This is a genomic window from Stenotrophomonas sp. P5_A9, from assembly GCF_056400525.1.
The window spans coordinates 52,890-69,242 of sequence record NZ_JBFULC010000020.1; the positions used below are offsets into that span (position 1 = coordinate 52,890).

The 16,353-nt window shown below is 60.1% G+C and carries 13 protein-coding genes and 1 pseudogene; 8 read left to right on the top strand and 6 right to left on the bottom strand.

The window, feature by feature from the left end:
- Position 1: 1 nt before the first annotated feature.
- Positions 2 to 1,090 (bottom strand): DUF5694 domain-containing protein, encoded by a 1,089-nt coding sequence (locus AC1DR7_RS08550; protein WP_457320332.1) that lies wholly within the window; start codon positions 1,088 to 1,090, stop codon positions 2 to 4.
- A 132-nt stretch (positions 1,091 to 1,222) separates the two neighbouring features.
- Positions 1,223 to 2,104: a LysR substrate-binding domain-containing protein gene (locus AC1DR7_RS08555; RefSeq protein WP_457320340.1), complete on the bottom strand. Its 882-nt coding sequence runs from the start codon at positions 2,102 to 2,104 to the stop codon at positions 1,223 to 1,225.
- A gap of 117 nt (positions 2,105 to 2,221) precedes the next feature.
- Here AC1DR7_RS08555 and AC1DR7_RS08560 point away from each other — a divergent pair, with 117 nt between their 5' ends.
- On the top strand, positions 2,222 to 3,097 hold the full coding sequence (locus AC1DR7_RS08560) for an aldo/keto reductase family oxidoreductase (protein WP_457320330.1): 876 nt from the start codon (positions 2,222 to 2,224) through the stop codon (positions 3,095 to 3,097).
- A 24-nt stretch (positions 3,098 to 3,121) separates the two neighbouring features.
- On the opposite strand, the gene AC1DR7_RS08565 is transcribed toward AC1DR7_RS08560, so the two are convergent.
- Positions 3,122 to 3,607 carry a YybH family protein gene (locus AC1DR7_RS08565; RefSeq protein WP_478076446.1) on the bottom strand — a complete coding sequence of 162 codons (486 nt, stop codon included), beginning with the start codon at positions 3,605 to 3,607 and terminating at the stop codon, positions 3,122 to 3,124.
- Between the two features lie 165 nt (positions 3,608 to 3,772).
- Here AC1DR7_RS08565 and AC1DR7_RS08570 point away from each other — a divergent pair, with 165 nt between their 5' ends.
- The 3 genes from AC1DR7_RS08570 to AC1DR7_RS08580 all read left to right on the top strand — a co-directional run bounded on the left by AC1DR7_RS08570 (position 3,773) and on the right by AC1DR7_RS08580 (position 6,977).
- Positions 3,773 to 4,636 carry a Smlt3025 familytype IV secretion system inhibitor gene (locus tag AC1DR7_RS08570; RefSeq protein ID WP_457321871.1) on the top strand — a complete coding sequence of 288 codons (864 nt, stop codon included), beginning with the start codon at positions 3,773 to 3,775 and terminating at the stop codon, positions 4,634 to 4,636.
- A 126-nt stretch (positions 4,637 to 4,762) separates the two neighbouring features.
- Positions 4,763 to 5,626 (top strand): Smlt3025 familytype IV secretion system inhibitor, encoded by an 864-nt coding sequence (locus AC1DR7_RS08575; RefSeq protein ID WP_478051281.1) that lies wholly within the window; start codon positions 4,763 to 4,765, stop codon positions 5,624 to 5,626.
- 25 nt (positions 5,627 to 5,651) lie between these two features.
- Entirely contained in the window at positions 5,652 to 6,977 is a 1,326-nt protein-coding gene (locus AC1DR7_RS08580) for a Smlt3024 family type IV secretion system effector (RefSeq protein WP_457321218.1), read from the top strand.
- Positions 6,978 to 7,164: 187 nt separating this feature from the next.
- On the opposite strand, the pseudogene AC1DR7_RS08585 reads toward AC1DR7_RS08580, so the two are convergent.
- Together AC1DR7_RS08585 and AC1DR7_RS08590 are read right to left on the bottom strand one after the other, a co-directional pair.
- Positions 7,165 to 7,377, bottom strand: a pseudogene (locus tag AC1DR7_RS08585) (S24 family peptidase); the annotation flags it as partial.
- A gap of 572 nt (positions 7,378 to 7,949) precedes the next feature.
- Positions 7,950 to 8,387, bottom strand: coding sequence for a hypothetical protein (locus tag AC1DR7_RS08590; protein WP_457321216.1), 438 nt, complete (start codon positions 8,385 to 8,387; stop codon positions 7,950 to 7,952).
- A 1,082-nt stretch (positions 8,388 to 9,469) separates the two neighbouring features.
- On the opposite strand from AC1DR7_RS08590, the gene AC1DR7_RS08595 reads away from it, so the two are divergent.
- Genes AC1DR7_RS08595 through AC1DR7_RS08605 form a run of 3 tightly spaced genes read left to right on the top strand, consistent with a single transcriptional unit; the run spans position 9,470 to position 13,849 of the window.
- Positions 9,470 to 11,857: a hypothetical protein gene (locus AC1DR7_RS08595; RefSeq protein WP_478052939.1), complete on the top strand. Its 2,388-nt coding sequence runs from the start codon at positions 9,470 to 9,472 to the stop codon at positions 11,855 to 11,857.
- Positions 11,857 to 12,897: an ATP-binding protein gene (locus AC1DR7_RS08600; RefSeq protein WP_478052938.1), complete on the top strand. Its 1,041-nt coding sequence runs from the start codon at positions 11,857 to 11,859 to the stop codon at positions 12,895 to 12,897. Before AC1DR7_RS08595 ends, AC1DR7_RS08600 begins: the two co-directional genes overlap by 1 nt.
- Complete coding sequence (locus tag AC1DR7_RS08605; RefSeq protein WP_478076447.1) at positions 12,887 to 13,849, top strand: TniQ family protein; 963 nt, start codon at positions 12,887 to 12,889, stop codon at positions 13,847 to 13,849. Before AC1DR7_RS08600 ends, AC1DR7_RS08605 begins: the two co-directional genes overlap by 11 nt.
- A gap of 962 nt (positions 13,850 to 14,811) precedes the next feature.
- On the opposite strand, the gene AC1DR7_RS08610 is transcribed toward AC1DR7_RS08605, so the two are convergent.
- Positions 14,812 to 15,141 (bottom strand): hypothetical protein, encoded by a 330-nt coding sequence (locus AC1DR7_RS08610; RefSeq protein ID WP_478052401.1) that lies wholly within the window; start codon positions 15,139 to 15,141, stop codon positions 14,812 to 14,814.
- Positions 15,142 to 15,386: 245 nt separating this feature from the next.
- On the opposite strand from AC1DR7_RS08610, the gene AC1DR7_RS08615 reads away from it, so the two are divergent.
- Positions 15,387 to 15,710 (top strand): hypothetical protein, encoded by a 324-nt coding sequence (locus tag AC1DR7_RS08615; protein WP_478052400.1) that lies wholly within the window; start codon positions 15,387 to 15,389, stop codon positions 15,708 to 15,710.
- Positions 15,711 to 16,353: the final 643 nt, after the last annotated feature.

Sequence of the window (16,353 nt, forward strand, 5' to 3'; positions counted from 1 at the left end):
CTCAATGCAGCACCTCCTCGGCATCCACCAGCTGCACGTCATGCATCAGGTTGAGGTAGGCCTCGTAATACGGTTTGTGCGATGCGCCCACAATGGCCAGCATGCGCGTGCCAGGCGTCTGCCCGAGCACGTCGCGGATGTTGGCAACCATGCGCAGGTTGCGGGTTTCCCAGTAACCCACGTAATTGCGCCCGAACCCCTGTGGCGATGGCTCGACCAGGGCCGCGCCGAAGTCGCTCATGTAGGTCTGCATCGCGGCCTCCGGGGCGTTGTACGCGCGGTAGATCGCCAGCATCCCGTCGGGGGTGTCCAGATGGGCGTAGAGCGGAATGTCCGCATCGGCGCGGGCCTTCGTGTACGGGTTGTCCCACGCCTTCTGGATGGCTTCACCGGCCGCCGCTTCCACCTCCTTGGGCGAGGTCGCATCGGCGGTGTGGTCATCCACCGCCCACACCCGCTCCAGCCCCAGCCGCGCGGCAAGCGTGGCAGCTACCAGCACGGATTCATCGCGGCGCTGCAGGCGCTTGTCCAGGTAGGCCACCAGTTCATCGGTCAGGCTGTCGGCCGCAATGCGCTGCTGCGGTGCCAGGCGCAACCATTGCACCACCGCCGAGTTGCGTTCACCGGCGGCCAGCCAGAGCGCGGCCAGCCGTCGCCGCTGCGCCGCACTCGGCGTGGCCGGCCAGGTTGCCAGCAGCCGCTCGGCTTCGGCGTTTGCGGCCGGCACGTCCAGGCCTGTCGCGCGCTGGGCCGGGCCGGTATCRACGCAATAGCTGCCGACGCTGTCGGCATAACGCGCGGGAGACCGGCGCATGAAGTCGCACTGCAGCCCGGATACCGCCTCGACGGCGATCGCCTCCGGCTTCCATGCGACCAGGCGCGCCAGCAGCGGTTCCAGCTGCGCCGGTGCGAAGGTTTTCGGCAGTGCCGACAGGTGCGGCGAGCCCAGCACCAGCACCTCGTTGGGGCGGCCGGCCGGCGGCCCCTTCAACTGCTCCGGGTGAAAGCCGGGTTGATAGGCCGGGCCGGCGGCGAGCGCACTGGCGCTGCACAGGCCAAGGAAGACGATGCTACCGATGTATTTGATCATGGTGCCTCCGTGCAATGGCCGGTGCCTTGCCTGTCGGCGATGCTGCTCGCGTTACCACGCGATGGGAAGCCCCGTAGGTCATGGCAACCCTTTCCGCGTTTACTGCATCGCGGCGTACGCACCGCAACACGCTCACCCGGCTTGTGCCTTGATGAAATCGATGAAGGCCCTGAGCGGCGGGGGCACGAGGGTTCGATTGGGGTAGTAAAGGAAAGGACCGGGAAATGACTGCCACCACGACTGCAGCACCGGCTCCAGTACACCGGCGCTGAGAGACGGCTGCAGCCAATCCTCGAACAAATGGATGATGCCGCTGCCGGCTGCGGCAGCCGCTACCGCAAGATCGACGCCCCCTCCAATCTCCACCAGCAGCTGCCCGCGCGGGACGATGGTCACCACTTCCCCGCCCCGCTCGAATTCCCATTCGGACACCGCGCCACTGGGAAACCGCCCGCGAATGCAGTCGTGATCGAACAGATCACGCGGGTGCGCAGGCCGCCCGCGACGGTCCAGGTAAGACGGTGCCGCTGCCGTCGCGCTGCGTTGCACCCGCGGCCCGATCGGCATGGCGATCATGTCCTGCTGCAGGCGCTCGCCATAGCGGATGCCGGCATCGCACCCCGCCGCGATGACGTCAACAAAACTCTCCTGGGTGAGGACCTCCACGCTGATGTCCGGATGCGCGGCCATGAAAGGCGGCAGGATCGCCGGCAATACCAGGCGCGCCGCACTGACCGGCACATTGAGCCGCAGCGTTCCTGTCGGCGTGCTGCGGAAGGCACTGATCGCGTCGGTCGCGGTATCCAGCTCCCGCAGGGCCGGCTCGGCGCGTGCCAGCAGCACCTTGCCCGCATCGGTGAGTCCCACGCTGCGGGTGGTGCGATTGAGCAGTCTCACACCGAGCTGGGCTTCGATGCGCTTGACCGCCTCGCTCAGGTGGGACGCGCTGAGGTCGGCCGCTCTGGCCGCTTCGCGGAAGCCCCCTGCCCGCGCCACCAGGACGAAGGCCTGCATATCGCCCAGCCGCGTGCTCATTGTTCGCCTCTCCGGACAGCCCGTTCGCTTTATATCGGATTGTCGCACAGCCGTCCCGGCCCTAGATTTTCTCCATCCCCGCCAAGAGTTCCCGCCATGACCGACCAGCCCGCTCTGCCCACCTTCACCCTTGGCGATCGTGCCGTTGCCCGCCTGGGATACGGGGCCATGCAGTTGGCAGGCCCCCACGTCTTCGGCCCACCGAAAGACCGCGATGCCGCCGTGCGCGTGCTGCGCGAGGCGGTCGAGCGGGGCGTCAACCATCTGGATACCAGCGATTTCTACGGCCCGCACATCACCAACCAGATCATCCGCGAGGCCCTTCATCCCTATCGCGCGGGGCTGACCATCGCAACCAAAGTGGGCGCCAGGCGCGGTGCCGAGGGCCAGTGGCTGCCGACGATGTCCGCCGCCGAACTCACCCGCGCCGTGCATGACAACCTGCGCAACCTGGGCCTGGAGGTGCTGGACGTGGTCAACCTGCGCTGCATGTTCAACGTCATGGCCCCGGCCGAGGGGTCGATCGCGCCCTCTCTCACGGTGCTGGCCGAGTTGCAGCAGCGCGGCCTCATCCGCCATATCGGTCTGAGCAACGTCACCGCCACCCAGGTCGCGGAGGGGCGCGCGCTCTGCGACATCGCCTGCGTGCAGAACCAGTACAACCTGGTGCATCGCAACGACGATGCCTTGGTGGATGCGCTGGCGCGGGATGGCATCGCCTACGTGCCGTTCTTCCCGCTGGGCGGCTTCAGCCCGTTGCAGTCCACCGCGCTTTCGACCATCGCAGCGAAACTGCACGCTACCCCGATGCAGGTAGCGCTGGCGTGGCTGCTGCGCCGTTCGCCCAACATCCTGCTCATCCCGGGGACCTCGTCGGTGGATCACCTGCGCGAGAACATGGCATCGGCAGACCTTGTTCTCGACGACGGGGACATCACCGCGCTGGATGCCGTCGCGCGGTTGCAGGGCTGACAGCCGTCGGCAGCGCCGCAGACGTCACTCCACGCCTGCGCGTTTCTCCGCCGCGTTCAGATTGTCCATGTCCGAGAAGATCTTCCACGGCTGGCCGGGCATGCGCTGCAATGTCAGCGTGAACTTCCCCACCTCGCCGCCTGCGCCGTAGCGGTATGCACCGATGATGTRCCCGGTGGTGGCGTCGGTGGAATAGGCCAGGGCACGCAGTTGCAATGGCCCGCCACCTTTTCCCTTGAACCCTGCCTCGTAGGCCGCGCGGATGGCCTGCTGACCGCGGATCGGCGGCCGATGGTTCTGCAGCACGAAACCGTCCTCGGCGAACAGCGCTGCAAGCGCGGCCGCATCGCCTGCCCGCCACGCATGCTCGTAGTCGCGCAGCAATCGATCCAGCGGCGATGGCAGCGCGTCGTCGGAAAGGTGGGCAGGCACCGGGACGTCCTGCGCACGCGTCGGCCCGCCCAACAGGGCGAGACCGAGAAACAGCCACGAAAGCGTTGAACCGCGCATTGGTCATGATCTCCCGGCACTGTCGATGGTTTGAATCGAAACGATTTATCGGTCGGGCGCCGCATCGCCAGCGTTGCTCCGGCGGCGCCGCCACCCGGCTTCATGGCTGGTCCGTGGCGCACAGGTTACCTATAGTTGGCGCCACACCAAGCAATGGAATGCTCAATGCGCGTAATGTCATCCGGGCGGTGCCTGGCACTTGCGCTCGCCGTCGCGGTGACCGCCACGGCCTGCACGCGTCCGCCGTCCACCGGCCAGGAGCCGGATGGAACGGTGCCCGGGGCTACGCAGATTGGCCGCACCATCAACGGCCATACCTATTCCGATGCGCCGGTGGATGTGAAGCTGGGGCCGACGACCTTCCGCATTCCCGCCAATTACCTGGACAGCCAGATTGCACCATGGCCCGGCGAAGGCGTCACGCTTGTCATTGAATGGCCGGATATGACACCAACGCCGCCAGGTGCGCGGGCGAATCCTCGGACGAATGATTTCCGGAAGGAGATTGCGGTGTCGATCGATTACATCGACCGGGTTCCCATTGAGACTTCGCTGGAACGGCTTTCCTCCAATGAGGCCATCACCGAAGCCGGCTCAGTGGAGCGGGGAAATCCGAAGAATCGGCTTGATCTGCGCGTGGCACACCCTGAGAAGTTGGGACTTACGCCCTACGCCATCGATGAAGCGAGGATGGCGGTCTACTCTAAGGCATACGAAGCCCGTTACGGAAAGCCGTACGCCCGCAACGCTGCCAGTGAGTATGACTGGTACGTTGCGCGCGATCCCAGAGGCGCTCTGACCACCTTCATCAAGTGCGAGAGCACCTCGTTCCGCGGAGACGGCGTGCGACTGGAGGGCGATCAGGTCGTTGACGAGGAAGGCACTGTTGCAGCCGGGTGCTTCCACTATTTTTCGGATGTCGAGAACAAGCTGTCCATCACCTTGAATTACAAGCGCGCCTTCCTGAAGGACTGGAAGCGCATGGAGGGCGCAGTACGGAACGTACTGGAAAGCACCAAGGCCAATTGACAACTCTAGCCACAGGGGTCCAATGCGTCAGCGCGCAGGTTATGTGCCATGACCCTGAATCCGTCGCTGTCCCATGACGGTCAGTTTGCCTATAGTTGGYTCCAAACCAAGCAATGGACTGTCCCCATGCGCGTGATGAGATCCGGGTCGTGCCTGACGCTGGCGCTTGCCGTTGCTGTCAGCGCCTGCGCGTGCGCAAGGACGCCGCCCACCGAACAGAAAGGGAGTTCAGCCATGTCGGAACCTGCACATACCGGTAGAACCATCAACGGCCATACCTATTCCGATGCGCCAGTGGATGTGAAGCTGGGCCCGACTACCTTCCGCATTCCAGCCAACTACCTGGACAGCCAAATTGCGCCGTGGCCAGGCGAGGGCGTGACCCTTGTCATTGAATGGCCGGATATGACGCCGACGCCGCCGGGGGCGCGTGCGAATCCTCGGACGAATGATTTCCGGAAGGAAATATCGGTGTCGATCAACTACATCGACAGAATTCCCATCGAGACATCCCTGTCGCGGCTTTCCTCCAATGAAGCCGTTACCGAAGCCGAATCGGTGGAGCGTCGCGATCCAAGAGACCGTCTCGACCTTCGCGTAGCCGGGCCGGAGACGTTGGGATTGACCCCCTACGCTATTGACGAGGCGAAGATGGCCGCTTACTCGAAGGACTATGAAGCGCGCTATGGGAAACCGCCTGTTCGCAATCTCGCCTATGAGGACGACTGGTACGTTGCACGCGGCGCGGAGGGTGACCTCACCAGCTTCATCAAATGCGAAAGCCCCACCTTCCGCGGGGATGGTGTGCGACTGGACGGTGGCAATGTGGTTGACGACGCAGATCCAGTTGCGGCCGGCTGCGTACACTATTTCGTGGATGTGGGAAGCAAGCTGTCGATCACCCTTAACTACAAGCGAGCATTTTTGAAGGACTGGAAGCGCATGGAAGATGCGGTGCGGGACGTCCTGACACACACCAAGGTCAGGTAGCCACAGCACCTACAGGGAGTAAGGCATGAGTGGATTGACACAGCGCGACATCAGAATCCTGAGCAGCTATGCCAGCACAGGTAATCGGGAGCTGTATTGGAACTATCTTTCACAGCTGCCCGGTTCGGATGGTTACGGCACGTTGGCACTCGGCGTTGTTCGCAACGACAGCCTGCCAGGCCGCGTAGCCAACAGTTACGCACAGGACTACGCCCAAGCGCAGCACGATAGTGGATCACGCTTCCCCAATGCCGAGTTGAGCGAGCGACAGTGGGAGTCTTTCGGGCAAACGCTGCTCAAGCAGGATCTTGCGCTACGAAAGTACTGGTCTGAGAACGAGCGTCCGGATCTGGCGCTGAATCTTCCTGGCAAGGACGTCATGGTCGCTCACGATCGCGCATTCGAGCAGCATCGCCTCGACCCCAACTGTTGGACACCCCGTGTGCTGCTGCAGGCCGCGTTGGAAAAGAGCGGGCCCCAGAAGCTGGAGCAGATCTGGTCGAACATGCTCGACAACGACTATCTCGGCGGCCCTCGCGTGCGCGACACCAGCGTTGACGCGATTCAGCAGATGGGTTGGGTAGCCGGCGGCGCGTATCTGGGCAGGCTGACCGCACATGAGGTTACGCAGGCCCTCGAAGGCCGCGCCTCGGTCGACCCCAATGTCATCGGCGGCAACAGCGCCTACGCGATGTACTTCGAACGCGACCAGAAGTGGGTCAACGTGAGCAGCGGCGGCGGTCACCTGTCCATGCGGGAGGAAACCCGCCCCCATCGCATCGCCGAACTCGATGATGCACGCGAGGTGCGCCTGGAGCGGCAGCACAAAGCCACCCAGTTCCATGCCGATGACCCCTACCGCAGCATCACCCGCAGTCCGCTGACCGCGTCGGTTGATGGCGTCCCGGGTGAGCGGCACCCGCCGACCCGGCTGGCCGACATCGGCCCGGGCCACCCCGAGTACGGCTTGCTGCAGCAGGTTCGCCAGGGCGTGGCCGCCCTCGATGCGCAGGCCGGCCGCGCGCCCGATGAGAGCAGCGAGCGTCTGACCGCCAGCGTGATGGCCCTGGCCCGCCAGAGCAATCTGGAGCGGGCCGACCACATCGTGCTGAGCGTGCAGACGGCAGACAGCGCTGCCGGGCGCACGGTCTTCGTGGTGCAGGGCGACCTGAACGACCCTGCGCACCGCCGCGCATCCATGCCCACCGACGTGGCCGTGCAGACGCCGGTCGCGCAATCACTGCAGCAGTTGGAGGTGGCCAGTGCGGAGCGCCAGCAGGCGACCGTGCAGGTCCTGGATCAGCAGCAGGACGCCCCGGCCCGCGAGAATCCGGCGGTACGCATGGGGTAGCCGCTTCCAGAGCGAGGCGTTGGCCGGCCGTCACAATCCCCCTGCCGGCCGCCGGTCCCACCTGTCCCGCCAAGCCACGCACACCGGTGTGCGACTCAGCATAGTTAGTGGGAGACCGGCCACCATAAATGGTGGCCAGTCTTTACCTAGGAGCACCACAAGGATCTCGAAGGCGTCGGGCGCCAAGTCAAAGTAACGTCCCAATCGATTCGATTAAACCGGGGCGTGGCTCCAGATGGTGCTCGAACACCTGGAGCGCCTTGCACGTAGGCTGAGTGCCGYCCCAGATGGCAATTTCCAAGTCGCCGGGTTGCGGTTGGACGGATCGGTCAATCACAAGAATGTCGYCGTCGCTGATGCCGACCCCCAGCATGGACCGACCGTCTGCGCCGTACAGGAAGGTTGCCGCCGGACCAAGAGACGGTGCAGATCGACTGCTTCGTCCATGAAGTCGTCAGCGGGGGGAGGGGAAGCCCAAGCGGGCGCGTGCGCCGGCCAAGGGAACGAAATGCGCTGGCCCGTCAATGGCGGCGGCGCCGATTAAGGTGGCGATCGTGTGGGGATTAGTGAGAGGCCCGCATGGCGGGAACTCTGGCTGGGCGTAGTCTCATCGCGAGAGACGGAAATGTTAGTAAAGTTACTAATTGACTGGATGAAAGATTCCCTCCGACGCGTGTTCCGCTGCTGGCCGATCGTGTACAGGGCGGCAGTGCTCCACGGGGCCAACGAAGGGGCGGCACATGCGTTACGCAGCCGTTACGCATGCGCAACACATTGTTCTATCCATGACCAGTCTGCGCGCCACTCGGGGGCCGACAATAGCAGGGCACCACCGACCGGAGCCTGGAAACAGGAGTGGTGCATCGAGGGATCTTTAGATCCATCCCCAGCCTGGTGCGGGATAGGCAGTATAGCTGCCGAAGAGCTTACCGATATTGAAATACCGAGGGCGCCCTACCGGGGCGCCCTTTTTTATCTCCCTACCAACTTGCGCTTGAACAGGGTGCGCACCTTGTAGAGCGCTCCGTGGGTAGGCAAGGTTTGGAGGCCCCGATCGAGCGGGTAGGACGAGATCACTCGGACCTTGATTTCCGAATCTGCATCCACCGATTTTTGGATGGCCGTGAAGACCGCCGCTCCGTCCAGCTCGGTGGTGAACCACTGCTCGCCATTGCGGCTGAAGTGCTGCCGAACGTGGCCCTCCAGGAACTGCTGCTGCATGAAGGGCACCACCTCGAAGCTCAAGGCGTGTCGCCGGCGGCAGATATACCGCCGTTCGTGCCTTACGGGGTGGAAGTGCGGCCCGTTCTCCTTCTCATCGGTAAAGGTGTGCGGGCCGAACGTATAGCGCACCGTTACAGGTGTGCCGTCTAGGTCGATCACGCATTCCACGTCGTTGAGATGGGTCAAGCCGTAGCACGTTCCGCTGTGCCAGAAATCTCTCCAAGCCAATATAAACTCCTTGCCCGCTCGCTACGGTGGCCTGCCCTCTGATTCCCAACACCGATGGTGTAGGGCCTGTCAGCGGCCGATCACGGTCCGCGTTGGGTTCATTATCCAGCCCCCTCCCCCCCAATGCGCCTACCCGCTGATGTGGTGCTTCAGGATCGAGTCCATCAGTTCTCTTGCACCAGCCACCTGTTCATCAGTGAGCGCATGCCTGGAGCCGGCGAAAACGTCTCCGAGTTGAGTGCAGGCTGGCCAGGCTCCTCCGCCAACGCATCCAAGGTTTCTGTGCGGCTCAGCATAGCTAGTGAGAGACCGGACCGGTCACCATAGATGGTGGTCAGTCTTTACCTAGGAGCACCACGAGGGTCTAGAAGGCGGCGGCCGCCTAAGTCAGAGCACCTGTGAGCATCCCAATCGAATCGAATAAACCGGATCGTGGATTAGAACCAACCACCCGCAATCCTTCCAATTTGCCAAGACAATTGATTCTTTTTTTTCTTTAATATCAGCCGCTTGCGAACACAAAGCGCGCGCCTTACTGTAGGCCTACCTGACCCAAGCCCTACGCCTCCCATGGCTGCTATTTCGGCGCTCCGCCAAGACCTTCTCACACGCTACGGCGCTCTTCTCACCTCGGAAGAAGTCGCGCGCGTGCTCAGGTTTAAGAGCAAAGATGCGCTGATGAAGGCGCGCAGAAGGGATGCGCTACCAATAGCGCTATTCAGCATTCCGGGTCGAAAGGGTCTCTTCGCCACCTCGGCTGACGTTGCGTCATGGGTGGAGAGTCTTGGCGCCAGTCATCCCGCAGCAGAGGAGACAGCGACCGAGGAGACCAAGCAATGACATAGCCACTGAAAAATCATTGGCTAAAAAAGGAAATGCCCCGGCGGCAACCGAGGCATCTCTGGGAACAGCACTTCTATCGAAGCTGGTCCAACTTTAGCCCCCAACGCATCAGGCCGCAAGTCTCGTCTCCCACGGGCCAGCTTCACCGTGCCTGATCCCAAGAACCCTTACAGCTAGTTGCTGTGGGCCGGGGTGCTATGAAGTTCACTGAAGAAGACCGGAAGGCTTATGCAGCTACTCATCAGCTGACATTTGCCGCAGCGGACTATGTCGAGAGGGCGAGCATCGGAGTGAGCCGAAACATCGGTACCGCCCCGAATCGGCCATCTATGCTCGTGGAGTTCCCGTCGTTCAAGATGGGCTGCACGATAAATCTCGAGAGTCGGCATGAACACTGTTACGCCGTAGAGCTAGAGCGCGACCGAGACGTCCTAGCCTATTACGAGCAGCCTCCAACGGTGGAGTGCGTGCGTGATACCCGGAAGGGGAAACGCCCGTACCCCTACACGCCTGACTTCATTGTGCTGGGGAAGACAGGACTATTCGTCGCACAGGTCAAGGACACCTCCGAGCTCGAAGATTTGGTGGAGACGCGCCTTTCCTGGACGAAATGTGACAACAACTATGTTGACCTGGCAGCTCGAGACCTCTTCGCGTCGATCGGCATCCGCCATGTAGTCATCCCGTCCAGCAGCCTTTGCAAGCAAGTCACCCAGAATCTTCTCACGCTCCGTCAGGTCGAGTTGGCCGCCGCAGATCCGGCGGTAGAGCGGGCTGCCCTGTCGCATGTTTTTCAGAGAAGAGTCGTGACGATGTCCGAGGTGATGCAGAAGATCCACACTCAAGATTGCACATCACTGTTACATCTTGTTGCGTCTGGAAGAATCTTTGCTGATCTTTCCAATCACTCGCTAAGCAGTCCCTCCACTTGTCTGCTCGCAGCGTCACCAGAGCTTCTGACAACTGAGCTAGTCGAGGAGATCGAGCGCTCAAGGCACATAGTTCCTTCTAGCGAAGGCACGGTGAGCAGAGACCTCATACCCAGCAGCTCGCACCTGTTGAGGGGACTCGCAAACCTGAACTTCCTTCAAGGCGCGATCCGCACAAGAAGTGAGAAGGAGCACGCAAGACGGCTCCGACTCCGCCGTGCAGATGGAGAATCACAGGGGAAATCTGCAATCGCGGCGTTGACACCCCGTTACGCATCAAGCGGAAATAGGACGCTCAAGCGGCCAGCGTCGGTCCTGCAATATGCTCGCGAGGAACTCAAGCGTTGCCTTGAAGGTAATAGTAACCCTGGTCCACTTTCGGTGTACCGCAGCTACCAGGTTCATGCGGAACTTCACCATCCGGGTCACCGTCCCGTCGGAAAGACAACGGCTCGGAAGATCATTGCCGAGCTTGAACAGGAAACGGCTGCATCCAGAGGTGGCAAGCGCCTACTGAATTCAAAGTCATCGCCGTCCCCGGTAGAAGTGCGAGCGCTAAAGGCGATGCGTCCCTTCGAACTCGCTCAATGTGACCACTATCTAGCAGACATCGAAGTGGTGGTCGGGAGAGCCAACGGCAAGACCTACACCGCGCGTCCGTGGATCACGGTCCTCATCGACTGCTACACCCAATGTGTCCTTGCATTCGGGATGTCACTACGCGCGCCCAATAAAGGCACCAGCTCACAAGTGCTGCGCGACTGTGCACGCAGGCACGATCGGCTTCCCGAAATAATCATCAGCGACAACGGATCAGACTTCACATCTGTTCATTACTCGACAATGGCGGCGCAACTGAACATGTCCATCATGTTTCGCCCACCGGGAAACGGAAGGTTCGGGTGTGAGGTTGAGCGGCTGTTCGGTAAAGCAAAAACGTTCTGGCTCGACTGCCTTCCAGGAAGCATCAAGACGATTCGCTTCTCTCGCTCCATATCCTCAGACCGACAACCATCGGCAAGGGCAGAGCTTAGTTTGGTAGACCTTTGGTACGAGATGGAAGCATTCAGTGAGTGGATCGGGAGGCGTCCATCAGGCGGCAGCAGCGAATGCCCTGATGCAAAGATGCTAAGCGGGCTACGACAGTTTCCGTTTAGCGGGATACGAGCTCAGGCCGATCTCAGCTTCCTCGTCACAACTGCAATGAATCAGAAGCCCTTGAAGGTCTCGGGGAACACGGGAATCCATGCTGGCGACTTTCACATGTGGCACGACGCCCTCGCAGCTTTCGCTGGGAGACGCGTCCCGACGCGGATCGACGGCCAGGATCCGCGAATCCTCTATGCACTGCTCGATGATCAGTGGGTTGTTTGCAAAGCATATGCTGCGCTCCAAGCAGGGCAGCAATCACATGGCGAAGCGATGGCGTATGCGGTGTGGGCGAGAGATGGTTCATCACTGAGAAAGTTGATGAAGGCTGACTCCGATAGGCAGCTCATTGCCGAGATTGAAAGACGCGAGATGTCTCGTAAAGCACCCCCTGCGAGAGAGCCCAACGAAGCTCAACTGGCGACAGATCGTCCGACTAGCTGTCCCCCGTCCCTTGGAAGCTTCAAGGCGATTAGCACTGAGCCAATGTCCGTCGAGGATTGGTAGTGGCTGAGCAAGAGAAATCTCTGGCCGAGCAGATTGACCTCGTCGTCGCCAAGCGTCTTGGACACAGAATCTACGATGAGACACGACGCTATCTGGAAGCAGCTCGGACCGCAGTGTTGACCGAGGAGGTAGTGATTCTTGTCGGACCGCCCAGGGTTGGCAAGTCTAGTGTTAGCCGACAAGTCTTTGGAGCCCACTCCAAGCAGGCCCCTGATGATCAGGATCATATGCACTCTGTTTACGTCCCGGCTGGAAACGACTCAACAGCAGGGGCCTTCTCAACGAAAGCTTTCCTAAGCGCTTGCCTAAACTCGATCCGCCATCCGCTGTTGAGCACCGACGTCGCTGCACGTGAGGGTCGACTCGGCGACTCTTTTCTTAGCCGAACCACAGAGGGTGCGATGCGTTCGGCCTTCGAGAGATGCCTCGTGGCGAGGCGTACGCAGTTCCTGGTCATAGACGAAGCCCACCATGTGTTGAACGCGAAAGGTGGGGAGAGGTCCGCCGGTGCAATCTTGGATTCATTCAAGGTGCTGGCTGCCAGGACAGGAGTTCGCCTTGTTCTAGTCGGCTCTTACGATCTTCTGACCGCGGTCAACCTGGCTCCTCATCTGATCGGCCGATCTCAAACCATCGAATTCCCCCGCTACAGGGAGTCAGAGTGGGACATGGTCGAATGGACAAGGATAGTGCGCCACTACTCGAGCCTCATCCATGAAGACGAGTATGCAATGGACGAGTACATCGAGGCACTTCATGACGGCTCATGGGGCTGCATAGGTGCGCTTTCACGATGGATCCGGAATGCTTTAGCTTCCTGCCGATCTGAAGGCCGCTCGATACCCGGACAGGGTGATTGGGCTCGGACCAGGCAGCTTAGCTCAGCGCTTGCCTCGGTTAGCGCTGAGATCCGGCGTGGAGAACTCCACTTTTCAGAAAAAAAGGTCGTCGCCATGCCCGAAGCAGGGCCGACGTTGGCATTGCGAGCGAGCAAGAAACCGGCTCCATTCAAGAGGAAAACACGCCGCAATGAAATCTGATGACGAGACCACTCCACGCCTACTTCCTTTGGAAATCGTTGGGAAGAACACTGGCGATGTCGAGGCACTGCACTCATACGTGCTCCGGCTTGCACGTCTACACAGTGTCACTCCTTCCTACCTCTTCGAGGTGATTGCAAGAAGGGCAGGCCGACACTCGGAGCTTCGTCCTGGAGACAGGATAACGGCAGTGGTAGGCCCGCAGCTGGACAGACCGCGCCCAGTGGAACACTCGGTCGTTCCGCTTCTCACAACAATGGCATCGGAGTGCGAGATTGCTCTGAAGAACTCAACCTTCATGTTCCTAGCCAAAGCGCTAAGTCGGACCGTGACCTGCTACTCCAGGTTCAGCAAATGGTGCCCTGGCTGCGTCGCGGATCAGTCTTTAGGGGGCGTCCCGATTCACCACAAGCTTGTGTGGTCCTTCTCAGCCGTCAAGGCCTGCCACGTCCACCGGATGGGACTTACCAATCAGTGCTTAGAGTGCGGCGCAAGGCCGCTTGGGGGCCCCGCGTATGCTGATTCATGTCGCGCCTGCGGGACGCGCTTTGATCAGGTTCATCCTTCTGCGCGCGTAGCAGTTGTCCATGAGGAGTATGCGCTGGATCTAGTCGAACTAGTCGATAGCTCCATGTTCCGGACTGGTGACTATCAAGTGGGAGCGATCAAGAGCTTCATCCATAGACTCATCTGCTACGTCTGGCTTGAGAAAAGAGAGCGCTACCGGTTCGAAGGGCTGCCACGTCATGAGTTCATGACATACCTACGTCGAGAGCACCCGCCGACCCTCTCCATGGTCAGACGAACGTCAGCTCGCCTCGGACTGCCGATCGATAGCCTCCTACATCCATGGGGTCCTTACACGAGAGACTTCTTTCTTCCCGAGCATGCTCATCCTGCCCTCTKATCTAACCTCATGCTCATCCTGGGTGAGTGGCCCAAGGTTTTGTAGGCAGTCATCTTCGCGTGCTCGCAGCAGTTTCCCGGAGCTCACGCGGCAGATAGCGCCCTGGCAATGCAGCCATGCGGCCCGCAACTTGTAGCCACACCAGCCGCAGCGTTGCGTCTTTGAGACGTCCAACGGTAGACTTTCAACTAAGGAGATACGTGATTTTCGCGCTAGTAACATCCCTTAGAGCAGTGTCAATGGCCGCCTGATTCCGACATCGCGCCATATTTCCCACTACCCATTCAGGCGACCAGATGATGAACAACCTGACGCTCTTTCAACAGATGAGCATCGTTGCGGGTGTGATCGTGCTCTTAATTGTCTCGCTTACGGCGGCAGCGGTTTGGCTCGCTCATCGCCAGAACAACAGGGACTGATGCCTCTATCCAGACATCAAAAGGTTAAGCACCCGTCGCATAGCAGCTGCTTTCCCGCCACTCAGCCACTCGCTGACTGCTTCGCGCCAAGGACTGCTTTCGGCCAGAAGCGGACATTCAAAGCCTAAATTAAGCTGCGCTGCGAAGCGGCGTCGATTTGAATGAATTGTTAGCAATCAACGATTTCGATCCCCCGGGCTTGACAGACGTCAATAAAGTCAACCGGATTGAATGTAATGAGCGCGTCGACCTTAATACTTGAATCTTCAAGCATGCTCCTAATCACATGATCAACCAGGCTGTAACTAGTGCCCCGCTGGTCAAGCACGTACCTCAATGAGGTCTTCTTGTACTTTGCGTCCTCTAGGAGAACAGTCGAATCCCGCTTTAGGTAGGCATTGAAGCGATCTTTGTCAGATTGCCTGCGCATAAGGCGCGTATTCAACGTTTCATACAGCGATGGCCAAGGGATGACAATGCTGTGGGCCTCAATGAACTCCTCTATTGAACAGGCACACGAATGATGAGCGTCCCGTGCGTTGAACAAGCCGATCCAGAATCCGCTATCAGCGATGATGTTCTTAGCCATTAGAAGCCATCATCTTCGATAGGCTCCTGGTGTCCGTACCCCTGCCATGGGGATGATTTCCTGTTCCCGAAAAGGAACTTTCCTCCGACGCGCTTATCTTCCCGCCTGTAAACGATGTAGATGCGATCTGTCTTGGAGAGGCGCACGCTCTCCTTGATTTCCTTTCTAACCTTCTTCTCAAGATCGCTGTCAGTGCCCGTGAATTCAACATTGAAGAACGCAACACTGTCACCGCATTCAACAGCTTTCTGATTGTCTAGGTAAGCATAAAGCGAGTCATAGTCGCCTTTCACGCCGAGATCGTAGGATAGCCAAACTGCTTTCTTCACGGATCACCTGTTGCCTGAAGTTGATTGCTAACACCTTATGTCTTGCCTTTCCCCTAGCCCAGGTGCCGAGAGCCCGGCATGCGCGCCCGCTAACGCCTCGGTGTAGCAGCACCGTAACTCAACAGGGGCCGCATGCCGGTGCTCGTGCCCTGCGCCCGGACAGTTGGCCGAGGCTTCCCTCAAACTGATAAGCGTAGGCTTGGGCGCGATGCTCTCGACCCGCCAACTCTATCGGAGGATTAGCCATGATGGCAGCGGGCATCGACGTGGGCAAGGCCTCCTTGGACGTAGCCATCGAGGAACGGGCGGGAGTGACGCTGGTGGACAACAGCGCCGCGGGCATCCGCAAGCTGGCCCGGCAACTGGCCGGCCTGGACCAAGTCCGGATCGTAGTCGATGCCACCGGATCCAGGCTAGGTTCCGCGCCGACGAGGCCGATGGCCGCTTTGGGTCGAGAGTGGAAGCTAGCATTACTGGTAACGTTCTCTGGGGCCGGCACGTCCGCTTTCGGCCAGGAGCGGACGTTAAACGCCAGAATTAAGCCGCGCCGCGAAGCGGCGTCGGCTTGAACGCATTGCTAGGGCGCACCCGCCAGTCCCAGAAACGTTTCCATCCACGTTTTTTCGGCGGCGCTCGGGTTGTACGCATAGGCGACTTGCTCGGCAGAGGGCGCCGGAACTTCTTCCCAATAGCGTGGTGTTGCAACCGTATTCAAGAACGCCAGCTCACATGTCACGTAGCACATCCACACTGCGCTAGTTATGAACTGCATGCTTAGATCCAAAGGCTCGTAGCCTTTTTCGTACGCACGTATCGGAGTGAATTGTTTGTGCAAGCTTCCAACGTGAGTGAACTCTTTGCTTAGTAGACCGCACATTTTCCCGAATGGCGGAAACACCTTCTTGGCACTGGCAATCGCTCGTGTGGACTCGAACGCATGCTCTCTATGCGCCTTTAAGTCGTCTTGGAACTGGATCAAATGAAGCACAACCGCCAAAGACTCTATAGATGAGCGGATGACTGGGCCCGGTTATAGGACGAAGCCGCCCCGCAGGAGGTACACCACAGCGGCGATGGAGTTCAGAGCGTTCGATAGAAGCTCGGCACACGCAACTCTCAGATCGTCTTCCTCTTGCGAAGCTTTGATCATCCCCGAGGTGAGCAGTCCGAAACAGTGGGCAAACTGCTCGCTAATTGCTCGCATGTTGTCGT